The 25,991-nt window shown below is 69.3% G+C and carries 20 protein-coding genes; 15 read left to right on the top strand and 5 right to left on the bottom strand.

All coding sequences use genetic code 11. The annotated features are described in order from the left end of the window. The first annotated feature begins 36 nt into the window (after nucleotides 1-36). From ABZX92_RS34100 to ABZX92_RS34135, 8 genes are all read left to right on the top strand, one after another. A complete protein-coding gene (locus ABZX92_RS34100) occupies nucleotides 37-4,503 on the top strand; it encodes an SDR family NAD(P)-dependent oxidoreductase (protein WP_355568649.1) in 4,467 nt (1,488 codons plus the stop codon). Between the two features lie 13 nt (nucleotides 4,504-4,516). Continuing rightward, the gene (locus ABZX92_RS34105; RefSeq protein ID WP_355568652.1) at nucleotides 4,517-6,217 is read left to right on the top strand and encodes a 3-hydroxyacyl-CoA dehydrogenase family protein; all 1,701 of its coding nucleotides are present in this window, start codon (nucleotides 4,517-4,519) and stop codon (nucleotides 6,215-6,217) included. Nucleotides 6,218-6,291: 74 nt separating this feature from the next. Then, the gene (locus tag ABZX92_RS34110; protein WP_355568655.1) at nucleotides 6,292-6,741 is read left to right on the top strand and encodes a hypothetical protein; all 450 of its coding nucleotides are present in this window, start codon (nucleotides 6,292-6,294) and stop codon (nucleotides 6,739-6,741) included. Nucleotides 6,742-6,895: 154 nt separating this feature from the next. Continuing rightward, nucleotides 6,896-9,505: a LuxR family transcriptional regulator gene (locus ABZX92_RS34115; protein ID WP_355568657.1), complete on the top strand. Its 2,610-nt coding sequence runs from the start codon at nucleotides 6,896-6,898 to the stop codon at nucleotides 9,503-9,505. Next, entirely contained in the window at nucleotides 9,505-12,192 is a 2,688-nt protein-coding gene (locus tag ABZX92_RS34120) for an AAA family ATPase (RefSeq protein ID WP_355568695.1), read from the top strand. Before ABZX92_RS34115 ends, ABZX92_RS34120 begins: the two co-directional genes overlap by 1 nt. 406 nt (nucleotides 12,193-12,598) lie before the next feature. Further along, the gene (locus ABZX92_RS34125) at nucleotides 12,599-13,261 is read left to right on the top strand and encodes a PAS domain-containing protein (protein WP_355568660.1); all 663 of its coding nucleotides are present in this window, start codon (nucleotides 12,599-12,601) and stop codon (nucleotides 13,259-13,261) included. A gap of 11 nt (nucleotides 13,262-13,272) precedes the next feature. After that, a complete protein-coding gene (locus tag ABZX92_RS34130; protein WP_355568663.1) occupies nucleotides 13,273-14,634 on the top strand; it encodes an aldehyde dehydrogenase family protein in 1,362 nt (453 codons plus the stop codon). Nucleotides 14,635-14,653: 19 nt separating this feature from the next. Further along, the gene (locus tag ABZX92_RS34135) at nucleotides 14,654-15,655 is read left to right on the top strand and encodes a beta-ketoacyl-ACP synthase III (RefSeq protein WP_355568664.1); all 1,002 of its coding nucleotides are present in this window, start codon (nucleotides 14,654-14,656) and stop codon (nucleotides 15,653-15,655) included. Between the two features lie 55 nt (nucleotides 15,656-15,710). Here ABZX92_RS34135 and ABZX92_RS34140 read toward each other — a convergent pair whose 3' ends face one another. After that, a complete protein-coding gene (locus tag ABZX92_RS34140; RefSeq protein WP_355568665.1) occupies nucleotides 15,711-16,115 on the bottom strand; it encodes a DUF6069 family protein in 405 nt (134 codons plus the stop codon). A 19-nt stretch (nucleotides 16,116-16,134) separates the two neighbouring features. Then, nucleotides 16,135-16,845: a Crp/Fnr family transcriptional regulator gene (locus ABZX92_RS34145; protein WP_355568668.1), complete on the bottom strand. Its 711-nt coding sequence runs from the start codon at nucleotides 16,843-16,845 to the stop codon at nucleotides 16,135-16,137. Between the two features lie 155 nt (nucleotides 16,846-17,000). On the opposite strand from ABZX92_RS34145, the gene ABZX92_RS34150 reads away from it, so the two are divergent. Further along, entirely contained in the window at nucleotides 17,001-17,921 is a 921-nt protein-coding gene (locus ABZX92_RS34150) for a helix-turn-helix domain-containing protein (RefSeq protein ID WP_355568671.1), read from the top strand. A gap of 118 nt (nucleotides 17,922-18,039) precedes the next feature. Beyond that, nucleotides 18,040-18,801, top strand: coding sequence for a helix-turn-helix domain-containing protein (locus ABZX92_RS34155; RefSeq protein WP_355568674.1), 762 nt, complete (start codon nucleotides 18,040-18,042; stop codon nucleotides 18,799-18,801). Here ABZX92_RS34155 and ABZX92_RS34160 read toward each other — a convergent pair. Next, complete coding sequence (locus ABZX92_RS34160; RefSeq protein WP_355568675.1) at nucleotides 18,795-19,220, bottom strand: YciI family protein; 426 nt, start codon at nucleotides 19,218-19,220, stop codon at nucleotides 18,795-18,797. The two genes, ABZX92_RS34155 and ABZX92_RS34160, sit on opposite strands and share 7 nt — an antisense overlap. A 113-nt stretch (nucleotides 19,221-19,333) precedes the next feature. Here ABZX92_RS34160 and ABZX92_RS34165 point away from each other — a divergent pair, with 113 nt between their 5' ends. Beyond that, a complete protein-coding gene (locus tag ABZX92_RS34165; protein WP_355568677.1) occupies nucleotides 19,334-19,726 on the top strand; it encodes a CoA-binding protein in 393 nt (130 codons plus the stop codon). Between the two features lie 78 nt (nucleotides 19,727-19,804). Continuing rightward, nucleotides 19,805-20,701 (top strand): ParB N-terminal domain-containing protein, encoded by an 897-nt coding sequence (locus ABZX92_RS34170; RefSeq protein ID WP_355568680.1) that lies wholly within the window; start codon nucleotides 19,805-19,807, stop codon nucleotides 20,699-20,701. A 93-nt stretch (nucleotides 20,702-20,794) separates the two neighbouring features. Here ABZX92_RS34170 and ABZX92_RS34175 read toward each other — a convergent pair whose 3' ends face one another. After that, on the bottom strand, nucleotides 20,795-21,901 hold the full coding sequence (locus tag ABZX92_RS34175) for a helix-turn-helix transcriptional regulator (protein WP_355568683.1): 1,107 nt from the start codon (nucleotides 21,899-21,901) through the stop codon (nucleotides 20,795-20,797). A 119-nt stretch (nucleotides 21,902-22,020) separates the two neighbouring features. Between ABZX92_RS34175 and ABZX92_RS34180 the strand changes: the two genes are divergently transcribed. Together ABZX92_RS34180 and ABZX92_RS34185 are read left to right on the top strand one after the other, a co-directional pair. Next, entirely contained in the window at nucleotides 22,021-22,602 is a 582-nt protein-coding gene (locus tag ABZX92_RS34180; protein ID WP_355568685.1) for an NUDIX hydrolase, read from the top strand. Between the two features lie 27 nt (nucleotides 22,603-22,629). Next, nucleotides 22,630-22,836, top strand: a complete 207-nt coding sequence (locus ABZX92_RS34185) for a hypothetical protein (RefSeq protein ID WP_355568687.1) — start codon at nucleotides 22,630-22,632, stop codon at nucleotides 22,834-22,836. Between the two features lie 93 nt (nucleotides 22,837-22,929). On the opposite strand, the gene ABZX92_RS34190 is transcribed toward ABZX92_RS34185, so the two are convergent. Next, a complete protein-coding gene (locus tag ABZX92_RS34190; RefSeq protein ID WP_355568689.1) occupies nucleotides 22,930-23,889 on the bottom strand; it encodes a hypothetical protein in 960 nt (319 codons plus the stop codon). A gap of 243 nt (nucleotides 23,890-24,132) precedes the next feature. On the opposite strand from ABZX92_RS34190, the gene ABZX92_RS34195 reads away from it, so the two are divergent. Beyond that, nucleotides 24,133-25,953: a S8 family serine peptidase gene (locus tag ABZX92_RS34195; protein ID WP_355568692.1), complete on the top strand. Its 1,821-nt coding sequence runs from the start codon at nucleotides 24,133-24,135 to the stop codon at nucleotides 25,951-25,953. Nucleotides 25,954-25,991: the final 38 nt, after the last annotated feature.

The raw sequence follows: 25,991 nt of genomic DNA on the forward strand, positions 1-25,991 counted from the left end.
GATGCGGTGCGTCTTGGGCACACGGTGTTGGCGGTCGTGCGGGGTTCGGCGATCAACCAGGATGGTGCGTCCAACGGGCTGACGGCGCCTAACGGGCCGTCGCAGCAGAGGGTGATTCGTCAGGCGTTGGCGTCTGCTGGGCTGACTGCTGCTGATGTGGATGCTGTCGAGGCGCATGGCACCGGTACTTCTTTGGGTGACCCCATTGAGGCGCAGGCGCTGATGGCGACCTACGGGCAGGAGCGCGACGTGCCGCTGCTGCTGGGTGGCATCAAGTCGAACATCGGGCACACGCAGGCGGCGGCTGGTGTCGCGGGCATCATCAAGATGGTGCAGGCGATGCGGCACGGGGTGTTGCCGCGGACGCTGCACGCCGCGACGCCTTCCTCGCACGTTGACTGGAGCGAGGGGGCGGTCGAGCTGCTGCAGGAGAACACGGCTTGGCCCGCGGTGGGGCGGGCGCGGCGGGCGGCGGTGTCGTCGTTCGGCATCAGCGGCACCAACGCGCACGTGATCTTGGAAGCGCCGGGCTCGGGGATCCCCCCGATTTCCAGCGTACCGGGTGGAAGTGCTGGTCAAGCGGGCGTGGCGGAATCTGTGGACAACTCTGAGGCTGTGGACAACTCGGCCGTTGTGGATCTTGGGAGCACCGGATTGTCGGTGGCCGGTGAGACGATTGGAGTGGGGACCTCGGACTCCCCCGGGGGGCCCCAGTCGGGATCGATTCCGGGCCGGGTGGCGGGTGCCGGGGTGCCTTGGGTGGTGTCGGCGAGGTCTGAGGGGGCGCTGGACGGGCAGGTTGAGCGGATCCTGCGGGTGAGCGGGGAAGCCAAGGACGTGGCGCATTCGTTGCTGAGTGCGCGGACGTTGTTCGATCACCGGGCTGTGGTGTTGGACGGCGAGGTGGTTGCGCGTGGGGTGGTGAGGCGCCGGCCGGTCGCCTTCCTGTTCAGCGGGCAAGGGGCGCAGCGGGTCGGGATGGGGCGTGAGTTGTATGAGACGTTCCCCGTCTTCGCTGAGGCGCTCGATGGTGTGTTGCGGTACCTGGACCCGGCGCTCGCAGAGGTCATGTGGGGTGCGGATCAGGAGGCGTTGAACCAGACCGGGTTCGCGCAGCCTGCCCTCTTCGCGATCGAAACAGCGCTGTACCGGCTGGTCGAGTCGTTCGGGGTGAAGCCGGATCACGTTGCGGGGCACTCGATTGGTGAGGTGGCCGCAGCGCACGTGAGTGGCGTGCTGAGCCTTGAGGACGCTTGCCAGCTGATCACGGCGCGGGCCGCGTTGATGCAGATGTTGCCTGCTGGTGGGGCGATGGTGTCCGTGATCGCCTCCGAGGAGGAGGTGACGCCGTACCTGACGGGGAATGTGTCGATCGCGGCGGTCAACGGGCCGCGGACCGTGGTGCTGGCCGGTGAGGAGGACGAGGTCCTCAAGATCGCCAAGCAGTGGAAGTACAAGCAGCTCAAGGTCAGCCACGCGTTCCACTCGCCGTTGATGGAGCCGATGCTGGAGGACTTCCGGGAGGCGATCGCGGAGATCACCTTCAACGAGCCCGCCATTCCCTTCCAGGCCAGCGGTGACCCGGCCACGGCCGACTACTGGGTGAACCACGTCCGGGATGCCGTGCGGTTCCACGACAACGTGACTGCGCTTGGGGACAAGGCGTTCCTGGAGATCGGACCCGACGCGGCGCTGACGCCGTTGGTGGACGGGGCGATTCCGTTCTGCAAGCGGGGCGCGAACGAGGTCACGCAGTTGCTGACGGCGCTGGGGCAGGCGTACGCGGAGGGCACCAGCGTCGACTGGTCGCAGCTGCTCGAAGGGGCCGAGACGGTTGACCTGCCGACGTATGCGTTCCGCAGGCAGTCGTACTGGCCGAAGGTGGTCGAGGGCGCGAGTGATGTGAAGTCGGCCGGCCTCAACGGGGTCGGGCACCCGTTGCTCGGGGCGGCGGTGCAGCTGGCCGGGCAGGACGGGCATCTCTTCACGAGCCGGATCGCACTCCGGACGCACGGGTGGCTCGCGGACCACGTGATCATGGGGCGGGCACTGGTGCCGGGCGCGGCACTCGTCGAGGTGGCGCTCAAGGCCGCCGAGGAGCTCGGGCTCGACACCGTGGAGGAGCTGACGATCGCGGCTCCGCTCACCCTGCCCGAGCAGGGCGGGGTGCAGCTGCAGGTCGCGATCGGCGCCGAGGAGGACGAGAAGCGCGCGGTCACGATCTACAGCCGGCCAGAGGACACGGATCTGCCGTGGACCGAGAACGCCAGCGGAACGCTGAGCAGCAGCGATCAGGCGCCCACCAGGTTGGATACTTGGCCTGTCGGAGAGCCGATCCAACTGGATGGCGTCTACGAGAAGTTCGCGGAGATCGGGTTCGCGTACGGGGACACGTTCCAGGGCCTCAAGAACGCGTGGCGGCACGAAGGTGCCGTGTACGCGGAGGTCGCCCTGCCGGAAGGCGTCGAGCCCGGTGCGTTCGGGATTCACCCGGCGCTCCTCGACGCCGCGCTGCACACCGCGTTGCTCGCCGAGGGCGACGGGGGAGCGGGGCTGCCGTTCAGCTGGGAAGGCGTGCAGATCCACGCCACCGGGGCGGCGAGTGTCCGGGTGCGGATGACGCGGGACGACAGCGGGGCGATGCACATCGTCCTCGCGGACCCGCAGGGAAACCCGGTGGCCGAGGTCGAGTCGTTGGTGGTGCGGGCGGTCAGCGCCGGGCAGCTCAACGAGAACACCACGCGGGACGCGCTGTTCACGCTCGGCTGGACGCCGCTCAACGCCACGCAGCCGATCGAGGCGGCGGTGGCGATCGCGGGCGAGGACCACTTCGGACTGGTCGACCACTTCGTGCAGGGGCGGGTGTTCGACAACATCGAAGCGGCGGACGCGGAGATCGTGGTCACCGAAGTCGTCGCCTACTCGGACGACGTCGTGGACTCGACGCACGCCGCCGTGTCGGACGCGCTGATCAACGTCCAGGAGTGGATCGCCAGCCACCGTCGAGGACGCCTCTGGTTCGTCACGAAGAACGCCATCGCGGCAACGGACAACGACGTGCCGGACCCGGTGGCGGCGGCGATCTGGGGCCTGGTCAGGGTCGCGCAGTCCGAGCACCCCGGCAGCTTCGGGTTGCTCGACCTCGACGACCAGCGCTCCAGCCTCGCGGTGCTGAGGCAGGCGGTGAACGCCGGCGAGCCGCAGATCGTGCTCCGGGACGGAGAGATCCTCGGTGGCCGCCTCACCAGGGCGGAGCGGACCGAGCAGACGGTCGAGCACGGCAAGGTGCTCATCACCGGCGGCACGGGTGGCCTGGGACGGATCATCGCCCAGCACCTGGCCGAGCACCACGGGGTCGAGAACCTCGTCCTGGCAAGCCGCGGCGGGCAGGCCGACACCAGTGACATCCCGGCGAACGTCGTGGTGGCAGCGTGCGACGTCAGCGACCGCCAGGAGCTCGAAGCACTCCTGAACAGGCACCAGCCGGACACGATCATCCACGCGGCGGGTGTGCTGGACGACGGCACGATCGAGTCGCTGACGCTGGACCGCGTCGACCCGGTGCTCCAGCCGAAGGTCGACGCCGCCTGGTACCTGCACGAGCTGGCGCCACAAGCGAACCTGATCCTGTTCAGCAGCGTCGCCGGCACGTTCGGCAACGCGGGGCAGGCCAGTTACGCGGCGGGCAACGCGTTCCTCGACGCGCTCGCCGCCAACCGCAAGGCGCACAACCAGAAGGCGACGAGCCTGGCCTGGGGTGCCTGGGACACCGGCATGCTCACCGCCCAGGACGCGGAACGCATGGCCCGCACCGGCATGCCCGCGATCACGCGGGAGCTCGGCACCACCCTCTTCGACGAAGCGCTCCAGACCGGCGAAGCAGTACCGATCCCGGTCAAGCTGGACTTCGCGGTGCTGCGCAACCACGAGGTCGCACCGCTGTTGCGCGGCCTGGTGCGCACCAAGTCGAAGAAGGCGGTGGCAGGCCAGGAAACCGCCGACTCGCTCGTCAAGCGGCTCACGAACCTGACCGACCAGGGCAGGACGGACGCGCTGTTCGAGCTCGTCCGCGGCCAGGTCGCCGAGGTGCTCGGCCACGCCGAGGGCGAGGTCATCGAGGAGGACAGGCAGTTCCAGGAGCTCGGCTTCGACTCGCTCACCGCGGTCGAACTGCGCAACCGCCTCGGCGGCGCGACCGGGCTGCGGCTCCCGGCCACGCTGGTGTTCGACTACCCGACGCCCGCGGACCTGGTGGCGCACCTCAAGGATGAACTGCTGGCCGACGCGCCGGAAGCCGGGCTGCCGAGCGTGCTCGCCGACCTCGACGCGTTCGAGAAGGCGCTGAGCGAAGCCAGCGTGAACGATGCGCTGCACCAGCAGATCGCGGCCAGGCTCGACGTCCTGCGCACGAAGTGGTCGAAGAACACCAACCAGGAAAAGGACTTCGAGTCGGCTAGTGACGACGAGATGTTCGCCATGCTCGACGAAGAACTCGGTCTCTGAGAAGGGGACGGACATGCCACTGGTGATCGGGGTGGTGGGGCTCGGCGGCCTCGGTGAGGGACTCGCCAAGGTCCTGCTCGCGAACGGGGCCGAGGTGATCGGCGTGGACAGCGATCTCGACGTGCTGTCCCGCGTGCACCAGAGGTTGAGCGGTCCGCGGCTGACCCTCGCGACCGAGCTGGTCGATCTCAAACGCGCGGACCTCGTCATCGAGGCACTGCCGGAGGAGTTCGAGACGAAAGCGACCATGCTGCAACGGCTCGTGGAGCAGTGCGCGCCGGGCACGGTCTTCCTCACCACCACCCCGACGCTCTCGGTGGCGAAGCTGGCGATCGCGTCCGGCGCGCCGGACCGGGTCGTGGGGCTGCGCTACTCCATCCCGCCGCCGTACGGGCGGCACGCCGGCCTGACCGGCACGTCGATGGCCTCACCGGAGGCGCTTCACCTGGCCCGCGAGGCAGTCCGGCTGGCCGGCACCGAGATCGTCAGCCTCGGCGGCCGGTCGGCCGAGGCGGCCACCGCGCTGCTCTACGCGTGCATGAACCGCACGATGAACCTCGCCGACGAGGGCTACGCGACCGTCGAGGACCTCGACACCGCCGTGAAACTGGGCTGTGGCCTCAAGTTCGGGCCACTGCATCTGCTCGACCTCATCGGCCTCGACACGGTCCGGATCGCACTCGAGAAGCTCCACGAGATCACCGGATCCGACTCCTACGTCCCGTCACCGCTGCTGGACCGCATGGTCGAGGAAGGACGTCTCGGCCGCAAGACCGGGCAGGGCTTCCACCGCTACGACGACAACGGTGAGATCCTGCCGCCGGCCCACAACCGGGTCACGAACGGCGAACCGCGCGAGATCCACCGAGCAGGCGTCGTCGGGGCCGGGCTGATGGGCCGCGGCATCGCCGAAATCCTGATCGTGGCGGGCATTCCGACCACACTCCTCGCCCGCACCCCCGAAAAGGCGGCCGAGGCACAGGACAAGATCTGGTCGTCCCTCACCAGAGGAGTCCAGAAAGGACGGATGTCCGAGCAGGACCGCCAGGACGTCCTCGCCAGGCTCACCGTGAGCACCGGCTACGGGAAACTCGGTGACGCCGACATCGTGATCGAAGCCGTCGCCGAGGACATGACCGTCAAACGCGCTGTGCTGCAAGGCATCGACGAGGCGACGAAACCCGGCGCGATCATCGCCACCACCACGTCGAGCCTTTCCGTGACCGACTGCGCGAACGCCACGAGCCGTCCCGCCGACGTGATCGGGCTGCACTTCTTCAACCCGGCACCGGTGATGAAGCTCGTCGAGATCGTCCGCACCAAACACACCGCCGACGACGTGCACGCCACCGCCCACGCATTGGTGAAGTGGCTGCGCAAGACCGCGGTCGACTGCACGGACCGCGTCGGCTTCATCGTGAACCACGTGCTGTTCCCATATCTGAACGACGCCATCGGCATGCTCGCCCGCACCGACGTGACGGTCGAGGAGATCGACACCGCGATCGTCACGGCGTTCCACCACCCGATGGGTCCCTTCACGCTCCTCGACACCATTGGCCTGGACGTGTCGCTGGCCATTTTGGAGACGCTCAGCGCCGCGTCGAAGACCGGCGAACCCGCTCCCGCCGAGGAACTGCGCCGGCTCGTCGCCGCCGGGCACCTCGGGAGGAAAACGGGAAGCGGATTCCGGCTTGTGAACAAAGGAAAGTGAGGAATTCCCGAGCATTAACTGCCGTAGAACTCCCGTCAGGCAGCTCGTCGTTCGCAGAGAGGTGGTCATCGCCGATGGCCGAGGAGGTCGGCACGGGACGGCGGCATGTCGCGATCTTCGCCAATCCCCTGCAGGGACAGGCACTACCCGCGCTCGCGGTGATCGAGGAACTGGTGCGGCGCGGCTACCGGGTCACCTACGCGACCTCGTCCGAGGTCGCCGCCAGGCTCGCGCTCACCGAGGCCACCGAGGGCCGGTGGGACGTGGTGGGGTTCCTCGACGACAGCGTGTCGCCGATCTCGCTGGCACGCGGGTACTTCGCGGACGACCTCCCGGACCTCGTCGTGTACGACAGCACCGCGGTCGAGGTCGCCAGGGCCGCCGCCGAGACGTGGGACGGCCTGCCCGACCCGGACTTCGTGGACGCCCGGTTCGGCGAGTTCCTGACCAGGTTCGGGCTCGCGTTCCTGCCGGAAAAACCCAGCCTCTACCGGGTTGTGCCCGGCCGCGTTGTGGCGTATTAGTTCACTGACTGGAACCGCGGGAGATTAGCCACCCGCACATTGCGGAATCACCCTGACAGACTTTGACACTTGCCTCGCAGAGTTTGCGGTCCGGTCACCTGGGGCATTTATCCTCAGGCGCCGGAACATCTCTTCCAACCTGAGGCGGTAGGTGGTGGACAACCAGTCGGGCCCCGTCACTGAGCTGTTCGGTCGTGAGAGCGCGCTCACCACGGTGGCGCACCACACGACCGCGGCCCGCCGTGGTGCGGGCGGGCAGGCCGTGCTCGTGAGGGGTGCCCGGGGCTCCGGCAAGTCCGCCGTCCTGCGCCTGGCCGCCGCGGCCGAGTCCCGTGCCGGGACGACCGTGCTGTCCTCGGTCGGCCGGGGTGAACGCCGGCCGCTCGCGGTCGCCCGCCGTCTCCTCGTCCAGACAGGTGTGATCGTTCCGGAACTCGCCGACCCGGCTCCCGCCGACCTCTACCGCGTGTACCGGGGCATGTGGCGCGATGTCCTGACGCTGGCCCAGCGATCGCCCGTCTGCCTCGTGCTCGACGACCTGGACGCGTGCGACGAGGCGACCGTCCGCTGGATCGATTTCGTCGTGCGCAGACTGGGCGAGGAGCCCGTCAGCCTGGTGCTGTCGCAGAACGCGCCGCTGCACGTCGAACTGGCCCGCGCGCACGTCGTCGACCTCCAGCCGCTGACGACGCCGCAGGTCGCCGACATGATCTCCACGACGCTGCACTTCCCGCCGGACGCCGTGTTCACCAGCCTCTGCCTGAGGCTCTCCGGCGGCATTCCCCGGCACCTCACGACCGTGCTCGCGGACATCCGGGCCGCGCAGGCGTTGAGGCAGGAGTCCGTGGAACTCGTGGCCGCACGTCGGCTCCGAGATCAGCCCGAGCACCTGCGCGCCATCGCCACGGCACTGGTCGTCGTGGACCGGGAAGAGCTCGTCGGGCCGCTCGCCGGCGTCTCGGCACGCGTTGCCGAGAACGGGATCTCCACACTGCGGAAGGAACATCTGCTCGGCGACGGCCTTCCCGACCACGTCCGCGAGTGGTATCGCGCGGGCGTGCTGGAGGTGCTCGGCCCGGCCGAGGTCGCCGATCTGCGACGGCGCGCGGCCGTCGTGCTGGACGAGTTCGGGCACGACGTGAGAGCGGTTGCAGACCAGCTCGTGCAGCTGCCCGCGGTCGACACGCCCTGGATGTCGCAGGTGCTGCACGAGGCCGCGACCACCGGCCCACCCCAGGACGCCGCGCGCTACCTCCGCAGGCTCGTCGAGCTCGACCCGGACGACGTCGAACTGCGCGTCCAGCTCGCCACCGAACTCTCCCGGCACGACCCGAACGAGGCCTGCGAGCACCTCGCCGCCGCGTTCCACCGCACCAGCGACCCGGATCTGCGGGCCGCGCTGGCCGTGAAGCACTCGCTCACCGGCCGGACGCGAACCTTCCTCCGGCTGGCCAGGGATCCCGCGGTGTCCGAGGACCTGGTGACGCTGCTCGACGCCGTGCAGCTGTCGATCGACCTCGACGACGTCCACGCGGCGGCGGGGGCGGTGGCCAAAGCTGCTCCGCCCAGGGCCGGAGACACGACGGCGCAACGGTGTCTGCTCGGCGTGGTCGCGGAAGCCACCATGCGCGGCGGCGGCAGCATCGAGACCGCGGTCGGTCACGCGCGGTCGGCACTGTCCGATCCGGACGCTTTGACTGACTGGTCGATGCTTTCGGCGGCGTCCGTGCTGCGCGTCGCCGGGCACACCGAGGAAGCGCTGGACGTGCTCGACCGGGCCGTCGACGCCTTCTCCCGCAACGGCGACTCGCTCGCCCACTCCCGGTCGCTGGTGCAACGAGCGCTGGTGCACCTGTCATCGGGCGATCTCCAGCGCGCCACGAAGGACGCTTCGACCGCGGTCCAGGCGATGCGCGACTGCGGCTGGCAGCTGCCGCGCGCGGTGATCCTGCTGGCCTGGCTGTCGTTGCAGACCGGCAACACCTCGCTCGCCGCGCAGCTGCTGGACGAAGTGGACGAGGACGCGATCCGGCACCTCACGCCGACGCACCGCGAATACCTGCGCACGCTCGGATGGCTCGCGTTCGTGCGGGACGACATCCCGCTGGCCGCGGACCGGATGGCGGCGTGCGCGACGGTGCTGCAGGCCACGGGCCTGAGCGACCCCAGCGCGTTGCCGTCGTGGACCGACGTCATCCAGGTGCTGACCCTGGCCGGACGGGACGCCACCGCCGCGATGCGCGAGGTCGACCGCCTCGCCAGGGCCTGGCCGTCCCACGAGTCGGCGGCGTACTCGTTGCTGGCACGGGCTTACGCGACCTCGGGGCCGGCGGCGCTGGACATGGCCAAGGCCGCGTCCGACGCGTTCGCCGCCATTCCGTCGCTCATCCAGCAGGCACGCACGGAACTGCTGCTGGGCCAGCGCTGGACGGGCGCCGGCCAGGCCAGGGAGGCACGCACACATCTGCGCGCCGCCGTCGGGCTGGCGTTGCGGGCCGGCAGCCGGACGCTCGCGGACTCGGCCAGGACGATGCTGCTCGGCGTCGGCGGCCGGATGCGCGTTCCGTCCACAGCGGACGGTCTGGCGGTGCTGACCGCCAGCGAGCGCAAGGTCGTCGAGCTCGCCGCCGCCGGAGTCACCAACCGCGCGATCGCCGGCCGCCTGTACGTCACGCTGCGGACCGTCGAGGTCCACCTGACCCGCGCCTACCGCAAGCTCGGCATCTCCCGCCGGGCGGAGCTGGCGGACGTCCTGGCTTCGTGATGATTCTGCTCGAACGCACCGGCGAACTCCGGCAGCTCACCCGCGCACTGCAGCGCGCCTGTGCCGGCCACGGCGACCAGATCATCATCACCGGGCCGCTCGGCTGCGGCAAGTCCGTGCTGCTCCAGGCACTCCGCGAGCGGGCCACGGGTGTGCGCGTCCTCACCGCCACCTGTTCGGTGGTGGAACAGGACTTCGCGTTCGGCATCGCGCGGCAGCTGCTCGAACCAGCGCTGGCCCGCGCCGACGCCTGCGACCGCTGGCTCACCGGCACGGCGGGCCTCGCGAAGCCCGTTTTCGAGCTCGACGTGCAGCTCGGCTCCGCGTTCGCCGTCGAGGAAGCGGCGGTCAGCGGCCTCACCGCGCTCACCCACGTCATGAGCGCCGAGAAGCCGACCCTGCTGCTGATCGACGACCTGCAGTGGGCCGATGATCCGTCGCTGCGGTGGCTCGTCCGGCTGGCCAGAACGCTGGGAGACCACCCCGTCCTGCTCGTCGCGGCGACCAGGGACGGCGAGCGCGGCCCGTGGCCGGAAGAGTTCCGGCGCACCGAGATCCGGCCGGAACCGTTGTCGCCCAAGGCGATCGCCGAACTGGTCGAACGCCGCACCGGGCAGACTCCGGACGCCGAGTTCGTCGCCGCCTGCCACGCCGTCACGGGCGGCAACCCGCTGTTCCTGCGCGCGGTGCTCACCCACGTCACCAGCCCGACCGCGGACCAGGTGCCGCACGTGCGGGAGCTGAGGCCCGCCCGGCTCAAGGAACGACTCGTGCGCGGCCTTGCGACGCAACCGGACCACGTCCAGGACTACGCCAGAGCCGTGGCGATTCTGGGCGACGACGATCTCACCGGTCAGCTCGCCGGGCTCACCGAACAGCAGGCCCTTGAGGCGCACCGGATCCTCGACCACGCCGGACTCGTGATCAGCAGACCGGCCGTGCGGGACGCGGTCGAGGAGTCGATGCCCGTCAGCGAACGCGAGGACTGGCAGGCACGAGCCGTGCGGCTGTTGCACGACAACGGCAGGCCGGCCGAACAGGTCGCGGCCCGGCTGCTCGCGCTCACGACGACGCAAGGGCGTTGGGCGATCGAGACGCTGCGCGAAGCCGCGGACACGACGATGCGCCGAGGTGCGCCGGAGGTCGCGGCCCGGTACCTGCGCCGGGCGCTGCGAGATGTGCCAGGCGACTCCGAGCAACGCGCGCGGCTCCTCGTCGATCTCGCCACCGCGGAACGGTTCTTCGACCCTGCCGCCTCCATCCGGCACATCTCCTATGCCGTACCGCTGTTCCGCGACGTCAAGGATCGGGCGAGGGCGCTGGTGAGGATCGCGCCGACGGCCTTGGGACAGGCGCCACGGCCTGTCCGGGAGCTGATCGACCAGGTGGCCGCCGAGCTGAACCACCGGGAGCTCGGCTACCGGCTCGAAGCGCGGCAAAGGTATGCGTGGCACGTGGATCCCGCCTTGCTCACCGACTCGGTCCGGCGCCTGAAGGAGATCGACGGCAGCACACCCGGCCGGCGCGAGCTGCAGATCATCCTGCTCGACGCCGCCATGCTCACCGCTCGGCTGCCCGCGAACGAGGTCGCCGGCATCGCCAGTGCCGTGCTGAAACAGGAAGCACCGCACCCGCGGCACGTCCACACCGCGATCCCGTTGCTCATCAGGATTCTCGCCGCCGCGGACGCCGCCCACGAAGCCGTGCCGTGGCTCGACCGCGCTCTCGGCCGGGCCACGAACACCGTCGAGAAGGCGTTGATACTGGCTCAGCAGTCGTTCGTGCTGATGCACCAGGGCAGACCGGGGGAGGCGCACCGCGCCGCCGAGCACGCCGTCGACCTCGCCGTCCTGGACTGGCGTGGCGACACGACGACAGCCGCCGTCGGGCTCACCGCCGTCGCGATGGAGCTCAGGGACCCGGCGCTGATCGCCAGAATACTGAGCTCGCGGCCCGATCGGGACGAACCCGCCGGCTGCGACGCGGTCTACCGGATGCTGCACGCGACGGGCGAGGCGCTGGCCGGAGAGAACGCTCAAGCGTTGGAGCGGTTCCAAGACTGCGGGCGGGTGCTGGACAGCGTCGGCTGGCGCAACCCCGTGCTGCTGCCGTGGTGCATCACGACCGCGAGGCTGCACGCCCGGCTCGGTGATCTCAAAGCCGCACGCGACGCCGCCGCCGAGGCCTGGGACCGCGCGGTCGAATGGGGCGCGCCGGTCGGCATCGGCCGGGCGCTCTACGTGCTGGGCCGCTACACGCCTGGCCGCAAAGGGCTCGAGATGCTCCACGAGGCCGTGCAGGTCCTGCACGCCAACCCGTTCGAACGGGCCAAAGCACTCCTTCAGCTCGGCGCGCGCGAACGAGCCGATGGCGACCCGCAAGCGCAGCGGCACCTCGACGAGGCACACCGGCTCGCGGTCGGGGCAGGCGCCGAAAGACTGGGCAAGAGAATCGCGAAGGAACTCGACGGTAATTCGCCGGGCATTGTCGTGGCATTGACCCGCGCCGAGTTCAAGGTCGCCGGACTCGTCGTCCAGGGTCTCACCAATGCCGAAATCGCGGAAGAACTCGCGGTGACCTCGCGCGCGATCGAGAAGCACCTCACCAACTCGTTCCGGAAGCTCGGCATCCGCAGGCGCACCGAACTGCCCAGTGCACTCGCGAGGGCCTGCCCGCCGTCCGCGTAACGTCAGCGGCACATCTACGAATTTCTTGTGCGCAATTCCCGCACAGTTGAGTCGCACCTCAGTTACCGCGCGGTGGCGTCTCGATCGGCTGCCAGTGCATCGCAGCAGCTCAGCGCGGTGGAGCGTCATCAGGTGAGACGACACCGAAACGTGCTACCGAAATACTCGGACGCCTCCCCGAACCCCCGGACCACCCCTACCACAACATTAGGGGCCACCCCTCACACCTCGTTGACCGCGTTCGGTGAATCTTCCTACGATTCATCGTGTCCAAGGCGGAATCCAGAAATTGTTCTAGACCGCCTCGCGACGATCTCAAGTCACTCACTGCGCAGTTGCGGAACGCCGAGTTCGACAAGATCGAGAGGGATACTCTCCGATGCACACTGTTGCCGCTGGTTCTCTCGTGCCCAACCACACTGGCTATGACCACACCGCGGTCGTTCCCGATGCCGACGTATTCCGCTCCCTGCTCGAGCGGTCCGGCCTCTGCCTGGCCCGCCTAGACCTCCAGCTGCGCGTCGTCGAGGCCAACGACGACTTCGTGACCCAGTTCGGGCACTCCCGCGAGTCGCTGCTCGGCCGCAGCTTCTACGAGCTGCTGCACCCCGGCGTGCACGGCCCGATGCGCAAGCAGTTCGAGCGTCTCGTCGAGGGCCGCCGCCAGCGCTTCGTCGAGCACCTCGCCGGCATCGGCCCGCGCCACGCCGTCTTCACCGGCGACATCACCGGCATCGCCGTCCACGACGCGCACGGCGACCTGGTGCAGTTCGTCGTCGTGGTGAACCCGGAGAAGGGCGAGCTGCCGAACGCCGTCGTCGTCGACCGCAACCGCATCCTCACCGAGCTCGACGCCCGGATCCTGGAGGGCATCGCGACCGGCGAGTCGACCGTGCGGCTCGCGTCGCGGCTGTTCCTGTCGCGGCAGGGCGTCGAGTACCACGTCGGCACGATGCTGAAGAAGCTCAAGGCTCCCAACCGCGCCGCGCTCGTCTCGCGCGCCTACAGCCTCGGTGTGCTGAGCGTCGCCAGCTGGCCGCCCCGGGTTTCGCCGGACTACGTCAAGTAAGGCCCGGGCCGATGGAGTCCTCGACCGACGCGGTTTTGGACCGGGCGGCGCACGCTGCCCGCGAGTGGGGCGCTACCAGCCCGGACGACCGCGCCGACGCACTCGACGCGGTGGCCGAGGCGCTCGACCGGGAGACCGGTGAGCTGGTGGCGCTGGCCGAGTGGGAGTGCCGGCTGCCCGGTGACCTGCTGCGCGCGGAGGTGGGGCGCACCACCTTCCAGCTGCGCTCGTTCGCCGAGTACCTGCGCTCCGGCGCCGTCAACGGGGTCGTGATCGACCGCGAGGATCCGAGCTGGCCCGCTGGACCACGGCCGGATCTGCGTCGCATGCTGATCCCGCTCGGCCCGGTCGCCGTCTTCGGCTCCACGTCGTACCCGTTCGCGTTCTCCGTGGCCGGCAGCGACACGGCCTCCGCGCTGGCCGCCGGCTGTCCGGTCGTGGTGAAAGCGAGCCACAGCTATCCCGATCTCGCCGACCGCACGGCCGAGATCGTCGAGGAAGTGCTGCCCAAGGGCGTGTTCGCGCTCGTGCACGGGCAGCGCCGCGCCCGTCAGCTGGTGCTCGACCCGCGGATCAAGGCCGTCGCGTTCATCGGCAGCTCGCGGGTCGGCCGCGAACTGCACCACCTCGCCGCCACCCGTCCCGAGCCGATCCCGTTCTACGGCGGCTTCGGCAGCGTGAACCCCGTGTTCGTGACGAAGCGGGCCGCGGAACTGCGGGGAAGTGAGATCGCGCGCGGGTTCGCCCAGGCTCTGGGCAGGCAGAGCGGGCAGCTCTGCACCAAACCCGGACTTCTCGTGGTACCAGAGGGTTTCGCCGGCGACGTCGCTGACCAAGTGCGCGCGCTGCGGGCGGAACCGCTGTTCAACAAGCTCGTGGCCAAGCGCTACGAGACCGGCGTGGAGGCGCTCACCGCGTTCCTCGACGTGCTGGTCGAGGGCGGTTCGGGAGCAGGTGGGCACGCACCGACGTTGTTGCGCACCACCGCCGCCGACGTGCTGGCGGGCCACGACGAGGCGTTGTCCGAGTGCTTCGGGCCCGTCTCCGTCGTGGCCACCTACCGCGACAGCCACGAACTGCTGGAGCTCGCCGCCGCGTTGCCGGGACAGCTGACCGCGACCGTGCACGGTGAGGACGATGACGTCCTGCCCGAACTGATCAGCGAGCTGACCGGGCGTGCCGGGCGGATCCTGTGGAACCAGTGGCCCAACGACATCGCGACCACGCCCGCCATGCACCACGGCGGACCCTGGCCCGCGACCACGTCCCCGTTCCACACCTCGGTCGGCGTCCGTGCCGTCGAACGGTTCCAGCGTCCCGTGGTGTTCCAAGGGTTTCCCAGCCGCTTCCTGCCGGAAGTGCTGGCGGACTAACCGTGAGGAAGGTCGGAGAATGCGCGCAGCGGTGGTCGCGGGACTCGGGTCATGGCTCCCGCCGCGAGTGGTCACCAACGACGAGCTGACAGCCAAGCTGGACACGACCGACGAGTGGATCCGGACGCGGATCGGGGTGGCCACCAGGCATGTGGTCGAACCCGGCATGGCGACGTCCGATCTGGCGGTCGAGGCGGCGCGCCGGGCCCTGCGGTCGGCCGGGGTGCCGGGCGCGGGCGGGGTGATCCTCGCGACCACGACACCCGACCGGCCCTGTCCCGCGACGGCACCGGAGATCGCGTCGCGGCTCGGGCTCGTCGACGTGCCGGCGTTCGACATCGCGGCCGTGTGCACGGGGTTCGTGTACGGGCTGGGAGTGGGTGCCGGTCTGATCACGGCCGGAATCGTCGACAGCCTCGTCATGATCGGCGGCGACGCCTACTCGACGATCCTCAACCCGCAGGACCGCACCACGTCCGTCATCTTCGGCGACGGCGCCGGGGCGGTCGTGCTGCGGGCAGGATCTCCGGACGAGCCGGGTGCTCTCGGGCCGTTCGACCTCGGGTCCGACGGCGAGCTGTCCGACCTGATCACCGTGCCCGCGGGTGGGTCACGGCAGCGGTCGTCGCGCGACATCGTGCCGCACGGCGACAAGTTCTTCCAGATGGAGGGGCGTGAGGTCTTCGCCAACGCCGTTGCCCGGATGTCCGCGGCTTCGCGCAACGCCATCAAGCGGCGGGGATGGGTCGAGTCCGATGTGGAGAAGGTGATCGCGCATCAGGCCAACACCCGGATCCTGGACGCGGTGTCGGCCGAGCTGGACGTGCCGCGCGACAAGTTCGTCTCCAACATCACCGACGTCGGCAACACCTCGGCCGCCTCGATTCCACTGGCTCTCGCACACGGCGTGCGATCCGGCGAGCTGCAGGCGGGCGACAGGGTGCTGCTCACCGCGTTCGGCGGCGGACTCACCTGGGGCGCCACCACCCTGACGTGGCCCTCCCTGACTCTCTCGGAGTGAACGATGAAGGGAACCTTCATCCACGTCAGGTGGATGAAGGTTCCCTTCATCAGTTTCAGACCGGGAGTACGCGGTGGAAGATCGGGACTGCGACGAGCGCGACGACGATGTGCATGAGCATGAGGGCGAGCACGCCGATGATCGATGCGCCGGGCAGGAAGTACACCGGGACGTCGGCCAGGAACGAGATGGCCACGACGGCCGGGACGAGCTTGGCGAGCGTGCGGGCGGGGTCCTTGGCGCGCTTGCGGATCGAGGCCCAGGCGAACGCGGCGATGATCACGCCGACGGCGGTCAGCACGACGTATCCTTGCGGTTTCAGGCCTTCCACGGCGTTCGGGTCGGCGCCCAGGGTTTGGGCCACATAGGACACCACGGCGTTGCCCAGCGCCGCGAGGACGATGGCAGCGGCGACTCCCAGCACGACCTTGCCCGTGCTGGTCCGAGTTCGAGTTGTCATGGGCGGAGCACTCCTGTTTCTACCGTTGTGCGGGTACTGCCGGCATGCCCACGCGGACTCGGCGGCTCAGTTGGGCCGGGTCGGTGAGGAAGATGCTCTTGCGCTCGATCGAGATCCAGCCGCGCTGGGCGAAGTCCGAGAGCGTCTTGTTGACGGTGTCGCGCCGCGAGCCGATGTACTGGCCGAGCTCCTCCTGGGTGAGGTCCTCGATCATCAGCAGGGCGCCGCGCTGGGCCTGGCCGAACCGGCCCGCGAGACGCAGCAGGGCTTTGGCGAGGCGGGCGGGGGCGTCCAGCTGCACCACGTCCATGCGCATCTGGTGCGACTCGCGCTGGCGGCGGGCGATGGTGCCCAGCAGGCGTTCGGTGATCTCGGGGCACAGCACGAGCCACTTCGTCAGGTCGGCGCGTGCGATCCGGCCCGCTTGCACGTCGGTGATCGCGATCGTCGTCGAGACCGCGGGGGCGGCGTCGAACAGCGTCGGCTCCACCAGGACGTCGCCCCCGCAGTGGAAGTCCAGCACCAGCTCGCGGCCGTCGGTGGAGGTGCAGCACGTCTTCGCTTTGCCCGCGCGCATCACGAGCAGCTCGTCGGTGCGGACGCCCAGGCGCAGCATCACTTCGCCGCGCGTGAACTCGACGGGCTCGAGGGCGTGGGCGAACTGGCGCCAGGCGGCGTTGGACGGCGTGAGAATCGCCGGCCGCGGTGGGGCGAGCAGCTGAGGTGCCACGTCGGTCTCCGTTTTCGTGCGGGTGACAGGGCGCGACCGGATGTGACTCGACGTTATGGTTGGCAACACTGGCGTGGCGCTGGAGAATGCTGGGGTTTTCCCCACGGCCGGTGCTGAAATCCTTCAACGGCGCGAAAGATGGGAAGGGGCAGCCCGTGCTTTTCGACGTCGGTCGCCTGCTGCACGAGGAGTTCCTCACCGTCTACCGCGCGGCGGCCGCCGACGCCGACGGCTGGGAGGACGCGGCCGTGACGGTCGCGCACCGGGTCGGCACGCGGCTCGCGTCGGCGAAGGTCCCGGTCGCGCAGGTGGTCGTGGCACTGAGATCCACCGACAGGCTGCTGACCGAGGCGATGCTGGACGACGGCGGCGACGCCCGTGCGCTGGCCGCGGCCGGTACCGCGCTGGCCGCTGAGCTGATGTCCGCGTTCTGCGCGGACGACGACGGGCTGGGAGACGCGCTGCTCGCCGGCAACGCACCCGACGGAGCCGCGCCGTTCTACACGGTCGTGCTGGCTCGCGGATCCGCGACGGACCGCGTGGTAAGCGCTTTCCGCAAACGGGGGACGGTGCTTCTGGCGGCATCCGGACATCTCCTGCTGCCACTCGCCGAGGCGGTCGCGCTGCCGTTGTGCCGGGACGTGTGCGAGGAGCTGGGCGGCGAGGTGTGGTTCTGCGTCGCGGAACGGCCCGCCGCGCGCGTCGCGTTGGCGCGCAAGGAGGTGGACGAGATCGACGCGCTGGTCTCGTCACTCGGCCGGCCACCGGGTGTGTACCGGATCGACGACATGTTGTTCGAGAACGCCGTGCTGGAGACGCCGGAGGTGCGCGACGAGCTCGGGAAGGTCGTCGCGCCGTTGCTCGCGAACCCCGTTCTGGTGGAAACCGTGCTCGCTCTGCTCGAGGCGGACGGCAACCGGGCGGTAGCTGTCAAGAAGCTGTTCATCCACCGCAGCACGATCGACTACCGTCTCTGGCAGATCGAACAGCTGACCGGTCTGAGTCCGGTGAACCCGCGTGACCTCGCGCTTCTGGGTACCGCGATCGGCCTCAGCCGCACGAACTCCTTGGGCTGAAACGGCTCCGGACACCTCACGTGAATGTTAAGGCTGCCTCAAGCCGTCTGTGCCAACTGTCGACAGTTGCCTACCGTTCTGAGGGCGAGACACCGCAGGGCCCTCAGGGAGGCGACGCGTGACCCCGACTCTGGACAGCCGGCTGCTCAACGACGTTCTGCGCGACATCCTCAGCCCGTACGACCTGCCCCCCGTGCAGGACGTGGCGACCCGCCGCCAGCTCGCCAGAACACTGCTTTCCGGACGGGACAACGGATCTTTCGACGGTTTGGCGCTCGCTTACGCGGTCGTGGCGTTCTGCGCGTCCACTGAGGACGGTGCGGCCGAGGTGCTCGACGCGGTGCGCGACGCCGAGGTTCTCGTGCTCGACGGCGTCAGTGGTGGCTACCTGCTCATCCCGTGCGCCCAGGACCACCACGTCGAACTGGCACGCGAACTGCGCGACCGCGTCAGCCAGGACGTCTGGATGGCCGTCGCGTGGGCTCCTCGAAAGGACCTGGCCTCGGCGCGGGCCACCGCGGAGGACGTCCTGCGGATCGCGCAGAGCCGCGCGCCGGGCGTCTACGAGCTGCGCGACGTGATGGCGGACTTCGCCGTGCTGCGCCAGCCGCACGTCGCGGAACGGCTGGCCCGCATGATCGAACCCGTGATGGCGCAGCAGCCGTTGCTGGACGCGCTGAAAGCGTTCATCGCCGAGGACGGCAACCGCGCGGCGGCGGCGCGCACGCTGGACATCCACCGCAGCACGCTGGACCACCGGTTGCGGTTGGTCGAACGGCTCACGGGCTGCCGTCCGACCTCACCGCGCGCGTTGCTGACGTTGAGCGTGGCGCTGACGGCCCACTCGACGCCCCAGGTTCCGCTGCCCCGGACTCACTGACCCGTCTGGGCGGAGATCTGCTCGCGCAGCCGGTCCTCCTGCGCCTGGGTCTCCGGCGTGATGATCCCCTCGAACGCCTCCGGGCCGTGGATCTGCCGGATCTCGACCTCGCCGGCGCGGAACGGCGCCTTCTTCAGCCACTCCACGGCGTCCTGCAGCGACGGCAGCTCCCAGATCCAGAACCCCGCGATCAGCTCCTTGGCCTCGGTGAACGGACCGTCGATGACCTTCGTCGCGCCGCTGCCGTCGAACGCGACCCGCGCGCCCTTGTCGCTCGGGTACAGGCCGTCGCCCGCGAGCATGACGCCCGCCTTCACCAGCTGCTCGTTGTAGTCGCCCATCTCGGCCAGCTCGGCGGCGGTGGGCATGACGGAAGACTCGGTGTCCTCGTTCGCCTTGACGATGACCATGAACCGCATCTCGATCTCCTCAGGTCCGGTGTGCCGTTTCTACTCGCGCGTCGATCGGCGTCGGCTCGTTTCGACCAGCTTTCCGAGAAAGTGACCGGCGTCACACTATTACGCTGGACGGTATGCGCGAAGACGTCGACTTGATCCTCGAGAACTGCCAGGTCTGGGCCATCGTGGGGCTCTCCGACAACCCGTCCCGCGCGGCCCACGGCGTGGCGAGGTTCCTGCAGGAACGCGGCAAGAAGATCGTTCCGGTGCACCCGGCGGCCGAGACCGTGCACGGCGAACAGGGATACGCGACGCTCGCGGACATCCCGTTCGAGGTCGACGTCGTGGACGTGTTCCGCCGCTCCGAGGACGCCGGCCAGTTCGCGGACGAGGCCGTGGCGATCGGTGCCAAGGCCGTGTGGTTCCAGCTCGGCGTGGTCGACGAGGCGGCGTTCGAGCGGACCAAGGCCGCCGGGCTGCACATGGTGATGAACGTGTGTCCCGCGATCGAGTGGCGCTCCCGTTGACCACCTAAGTACTCTGCGGCGAAGAGTTTCCGGACATCTGGGGGTGCCGGGAACACCAAGCCTGGGGGCTTAATTCGCATGCTCGTTGACATCAACGTGCTGCAGCTCGCGGAATCTCCGCGTCTCGGTGGCTGCAGCGAGGAGTTCGTTCGGAAGCTGGCGTCCTCGGGGACCGTGCTCGCACCGATCGTGGTGCACCGCGGTTCGCGCAGGGTCGTCGACGGTGCGCACCGCCTGCGGGCGGCTGTGCTGCGCGGATGCCGGTCGGTCGAGGTCGAGTACGTGGACGGGCCGGTGGAGGACGTGTTCGTCCTGTCGGTGTCGCTCAACGTGGCGACGCTGACCACCGCGGACAGGGAGGCTGCCGCCCGCCGGCTGCTGCGGTCGCATCCGCAGTGGTCCGACCGGGCGATCGCGGCCTCGACGGGGCTCGCGGCCAAGTCGGTCGGAGTGCTGCGGCGCGCGGTGGGCGGCCGCGCGGCCAACCGCGTCGGGCGCGACGGCAAGGTCCGCCCGGTCAACTCGGCGGCAGGGCGCAGGCTCGCCGTGGAGATGATCGAGGCCCGGCCCTCCGCCTCGTTGCGCGACATCGCGCGCGCGGCGGGAGTGTCGCCGGGAACGGTGCGGGACGTGCGGCGGCGCTTGCTCGCCGGGCTCGACCCCGTGCCGGAACGGATGCGGGCCGCCGAGATGGCCGAGGTCGAGGTGCCGGCGGCGCGCAGTGAGGTCCGGGCGCCGGGCACCACGCTGCCGATCCTGCGCCGCGATCCGTCGTTGCGCTTCAACGAGCACGGGCGTCTGGTGCTGCGTTGGCTGGAGGCGCACGCGGTGTCGTCCGGCGAGTGGGCCGCGGTGGTGGACGGGGTTCCGTCGCACTGCCGGGAGCTGGTCGCGGACATGGCTCGCGGGTGCGCGGAGGTCTGGGCCGAGATGGCCGAGGCGCTGGAACGGGAAAGCCGCCGCCAAGCCGTCTAGTCCGGCGAGTTGGTAGTGGAAAAGTGCCGGCTGATCTTGAGTTGGCGGTACTTGCGGACGACTTGAACGGCACCAGGGTCGCCGCCAAGCCGTCTAGCCCGGGAAGAGGATTTCGCTGATCTCGCCCGCGACCTCGCGCCCGGCCGCGGGGCGCAGGCGGGACAGCAGCTTGCTGAACGCCGTCAGGTCGGTGTGCACGGTCGCCGACTGCACCTGGCGGATGTCGTTCAGCAGGCCGCTGACCAGCTCGCAGGCGTGGTCCACCTCGCCCGCGGCGGCGTAGGCCAGCGCGCGGCGCAACCCGAACCTCGTGCGGGCGCGCAAGGCCGTCGGCGCGATCAGCGGCAGCTGCGTGTCGAGGATGGCGGCGGCTTCCGCGTGCCGGCCGAGGTCGTAGAACGACCAGGCGCGCGAAACGGCTACCTGGTCGACCAGACTCCTTGTGCCGTAAGGGGATTCGCCCACGGCCTGCTGCAGCTGCTGGGCTCGTTCCAGGGCGTCCTCACACCGGTCCGCGGCGCCGGCGAGCGCGTAGCCCTGGGCTTCGCGCAGGGCGGCACCGGCTTGCACGGCGGGGGAGCGGGACTTGCCCGCGCGCAACGCGGACAGCACGGTTCCGCGCGCGTCTCCCCGGTACAGCGAGAACTCCGCGGCGCGGACCCAGGCCCAGGCCTCCAGCTCCGGATCGCCGCCCTTGGCCGCGAACACCACCGCGCGCCTGGTCATCTCGGACGCGGAGGCGTCGTCACCGCGTTCCTGTTCCATCCAGCCCGCGTACTCGGCGTACCGCGCGGCCAGCAGCCACAGCGCGCGACCCAGGCCGGGGTCGTCCGCCGAACGGGCCAGGGTGTTCAGGACGTCCATCTCGTGCCGCAGGCTGGGCAGGACGATGTCCGGACTGTGCCGGTGTCCCAGGGCCCGGTGGTGGTCGAACATCGAGTCGTACGTGCGCAACGTCGTGTGGTCGCTCGGAATCGGCCGGGACGGGGCTTCGGCCAGCTCGGTCAGCCGGCCCTCTGCTTGCAGCGCCTTGTCGAGAATCCTGGCCATGTCCGGGTTCGGCGGAACCCGGCCGTTCTCGATCTTGCTGAGATGTCCTTTGCTGTACTGGACCCGGTTTGCCAGCTGGGTGAGCGAGAGGCCGCGCTCGTTGCGCAGGCGGCGCACCTCCTGCCCGAACGTGGGCGACAACGGCTTCACCCCCTCACCGGCAGTGTGCGGGGGCTCAAACACCTGGATACGGAATGTCCACGATTTGGCCGTTGATTGACGATCAACTGGAACTAACTGAAACGACCGTCGATGGTTCCATGTGAGTCATGGCGATGACGTGCTCGAACGAGGCGGCTGGTGTGGTGATGGTCTGGCAGCGCTTGGCGACCAACGTGGTGCACCGGTCCCAGTGGTTCGAGGTGCGCGCGGACGACGTCGTCAGGCCCGACGGCGGGCACGGCACCTACACCCACGTGGTGGCACCGGGTTCGGTCACGGTGCTCGCGATCCAGGACGACGACCACGTGGTGCTGACCCGGCAGTGGATCTACACGCACGGCGGCACCGAGTGGCGGCTGCCCGGCGGCGCGGTGGACGACACGGACGCCGACCCGCTGGCCGCCGCACGCCGTGAGCTCGCCGAGGAGACCGGCCTCAGAGCCGCGAGCTGGGAACGACTAGGGCAGATCCACGGTGCGGACAGCCTGAGCAACCACGTCGACCACATCTTCCTGGCCACCGGACTCACCCAGGGCGAACCCGATCTGGGGCCCGGTGAGGCCGACCTGCGCGTGCGCACCATGCCGTTCTGCCACGCCCTCGACCTCGTCAACCAGGGCATGCTCCCGCACGCCGGCAGCTCCCACGCGTTGCTCGTGATGGCGCTGCGCCGCACGGCCCAGAAATAAAAAGCTCGGAGGGTTTCCTGTCATAGCGTGCAACAGGAAACCCGTTCTCATTCGACTGGCGAAAAGCCACTCTTGGTGCATCGGCGAGAACATCAGCCCGAAAGCCAGTCAGATGAGAAGGTGAATTTCTCGATGAGAATGATCTGCTCACTCGCCACCGTCGTGAAAGTTGCCGTGATCTGCCTTTTCGTGGGATTCATGGTCGGCAGCGTTTTCATGGTATCGGTGATCTGACCCGATTTCGGACTGCGGTTCTCCCTGAGCTCACAAGGGAGGTGTCAGCCGTGGAACCGCATTTCTGCATCGAACTGGTCTGAACCTGCTCGGCTACCCGCGTGGCGTCCACTGGACGCCGTAGCCGCGGCCCTGGCGAGGATGGGGGAACGACACGTCGATCTCCCCGATCTCGTCCAGCGGCAGCGTCTGCGGCCAAGGCGTCAGGTCATCGGTGTCGCGCGCCAGGGCTTCCTCGACGCGCCACACCGACTCGGGCAGAGCGTCCCGGTCGAAGCGGACCCTCAGTCGGAACGACTCGCACATCCGCTCCGGCCAGAACACGTAGGTCGGGCGCATCGACTGTCCTCGTGGCACTTTCACCTCCAGCGCGAACTGGTGTGTTTGTCCCGCATTAAGGGGTCGGGGCAACCGCAGCTTCATGAGGAAGCGCCGCGGGGACGGTCGTTCGTGGCCCACGAGCTCCACTCCGTGCAACACCTCGATGTCCACGTCCCCGGGCGGGCCGTCGGGGGTGGGGGAGGGGATCGTGATCGACCACGCGATCTCGCTGACACCGTCGGTGTCGGCCACGACGGTCCGGCGTTCCGTGCACGCGGGCGTCGGGCCGTCCAGCTTCAGCAGCGCGTCGAACTCCTTGACGTGCCACAGTTCCGACGGCGCCACGTGCGCCGTCGACGGAGCCGGCTGCAGTGCCACCTCCACCAGGCGCTGCAGCCCGGCCTCCATCCTCCTGCGCACCGTGCGCGCGCCGCGGTCCTGTTGCTTCGCGAGCCACTCGATGCGTTCGTTGAGGAACCGGAACTGCGCTTCGTCGTGCAGTCCGAGCGGCGCCAGAACGGCGTTGCGGACCTCGACCGGGAAAGCGCGGGCCGCGTTCGTCACCCAGTCGCGGAGTTTCGTTCTGACGGCTTCCGCGCCGTCCGTCTCCACGATGCCGCACACCTGGCGCAGCGCCGGCCCGACGTGCAAGTCGATTCCGGGAGTCTGCACACCGCGCCCACGGCACAACGTGCGCAGTTCTTCCATCAGCTGCTCAGATGAGACAGACATCCGTCCTCCGCGCGGAAATGCTTTGCCGGGCATGTCGGGCATACCTCGTCGGACGTTACTCCGGATGCACCATCCGGGTGAATGTGAATATCGGCGGCCAAAGGGATTGTTCTACACCGTACGTCAAGATGATCACCGCCGATCGACTGATGTCCTGACCAGCGCTTTACCGGTAACGTGCTGGTCACGGGCGGTGACTTCCTCCGGTCTCCGCCATCCCTGCCTGATGTGGAGGTTGGATTCGTGCTGCGCACAATATTGGCGGGCATATCCGCATTCGCCCTGATCAGTGGCGTTCCTGCCGTCGCCGCGCCGACGGAGAGCGCTTACCTGCTGCAGTTCCGCACCACCCTGTCCGACGCCCAGCGCCATCAGCTCCGAGGTCTCGGCGTGCGGCTCGGCGCGTTCGTCCAGGACGGCACCTACGTCGCCCGCATGACGAGCACCGCGCGTGTCTCCCGGTTGGGCTACGTCCGCGAGGTGCGCCCGTTCCAGGCCCAGCCGCAGATCATGGCGCTGGGTTCGTCCGACTACCTGATCACGCTGGCGGAGCAGGACTCGCGCGACCAGCAGATCGTCGCCGCGAAGGTGCGGTCGTCCGGCGGTCGGGTGATCGTGATCTCCGATGACCGCGAGCACATCATGGCCACGCTGGACGCCGGTCAGGCCGCGCAGGTCGCGAAGCTGCCGGCCGTGATCGCGATCGACCCGGTGTCCGCGCCGGAGACCGACATGGCGATCTCTCGCGAGTCGTCCGGCGCCAACTACGTCGAGACCGCGGGTGGCTACCGCGGCCAGGGCGTGCGCGGCGAGGTGATGGACGGCGGATTCCGCCTGACGCACCAGGAGTTCCGTGCCCGTCCGCCGGTGCAGCACACGACCACCGACGAGATCGCGCACGGAACCTCGACGTACGGGCAGATCTTCGCGTCCGGCGTCTCGGCCCCGCACCGCGGCGTGCTGTCCGAGGGGCAGGGCATCATGGCCGACTACGACTCCGTCGCTGACCGGTACGCGCACACCAAGCAGCTCGTCGATCCGGCGGGGCGGTACCGCGCGGTGTTCCAGTCGAACAGCTGGGGCGGCTCGCTCACGACGTCCTACACGTCGGTCTCGCAGGCCATGGACCGGATCGTGTTCGACCACGACATCCTGATCTGCCAGTCGCAGAGCAACACCGGAACCCGCTCGTCGCGCCCGGAGGCCTGGGCTAAGAACGTGCTGTCGGTCGGCGGGCAACGCCACTACAACACGTTGTCCCGCGCCGACGACAAGTGGAGCAACACCGGGTCGATCGGCCCCGCCGCCGACGGCCGCATCAAACCGGAGCTGTCGAACTTCTACGACTTCATCGACACCACGACGTCCGGCAGCGACACCGCCTACACCGCGAGCTTCGGCGGCACGTCCGGCGCCACGCCGATCACCTGTGGCAACGCCGGTCTGATGTTCCAGATGTGGGCGGACGGCGTGTTCGACGGCGCTCCCGGCAAGAAGCGCGACGTCTTCGCGGCCCGCCCGCACGCGTCGACCGCGAAGGCGTTGCTGGTCAACGCCGCCGACCAGTTCGCGTTCTCCGGCACCGCGCACGACCTGACGCGCGTGCACCAGGGCTGGGGCACGGTGTCGGTGCGCAACCTGTACGACCGCGCGAAGGCCGGCGGCTGGAAGCTGCCGGTACTGGTGAACGAGACCGATCTCGTTGTCACCGGCCAGACTCGCAAGTACACGGTGACGTCCGGCGGCCAGACGCCGTTGCGCGCCACGCTGGCTTACACGGACCCGGCCGGGTCGCCGACCGCGGCCAAGGCGACCGTGAACGACCTGTCGTTGAAGGTGACCGCGCCGAACGGGACTGTCTACTGGGGCAACAACGGTCTGCTCGCCGGTAACTGGTCCACGTCCGGCGGGGTCGCGAACACCGTCGACACCGTGGAGAACGTGTTCGTCCAGACCCCGGCGGCGGGGACCTGGACGGTCGAGGTGGTCGCGACCGCGGTCAACGTGGACGGTCACGTCGAGACGGCGGCGACCGACGCGGACTACGCGCTGGTCGTGTCGTAGGTCCTTTGTGGATCAGTGGCGGCTCCTTTCGCGAAAGG

Origin of the sequence: Lentzea sp. NPDC006480 (assembly GCF_040611995.1) — a bacterium.
In the GTDB taxonomy this organism is placed as follows: domain Bacteria; phylum Actinomycetota; class Actinomycetes; order Mycobacteriales; family Pseudonocardiaceae; genus Lentzea.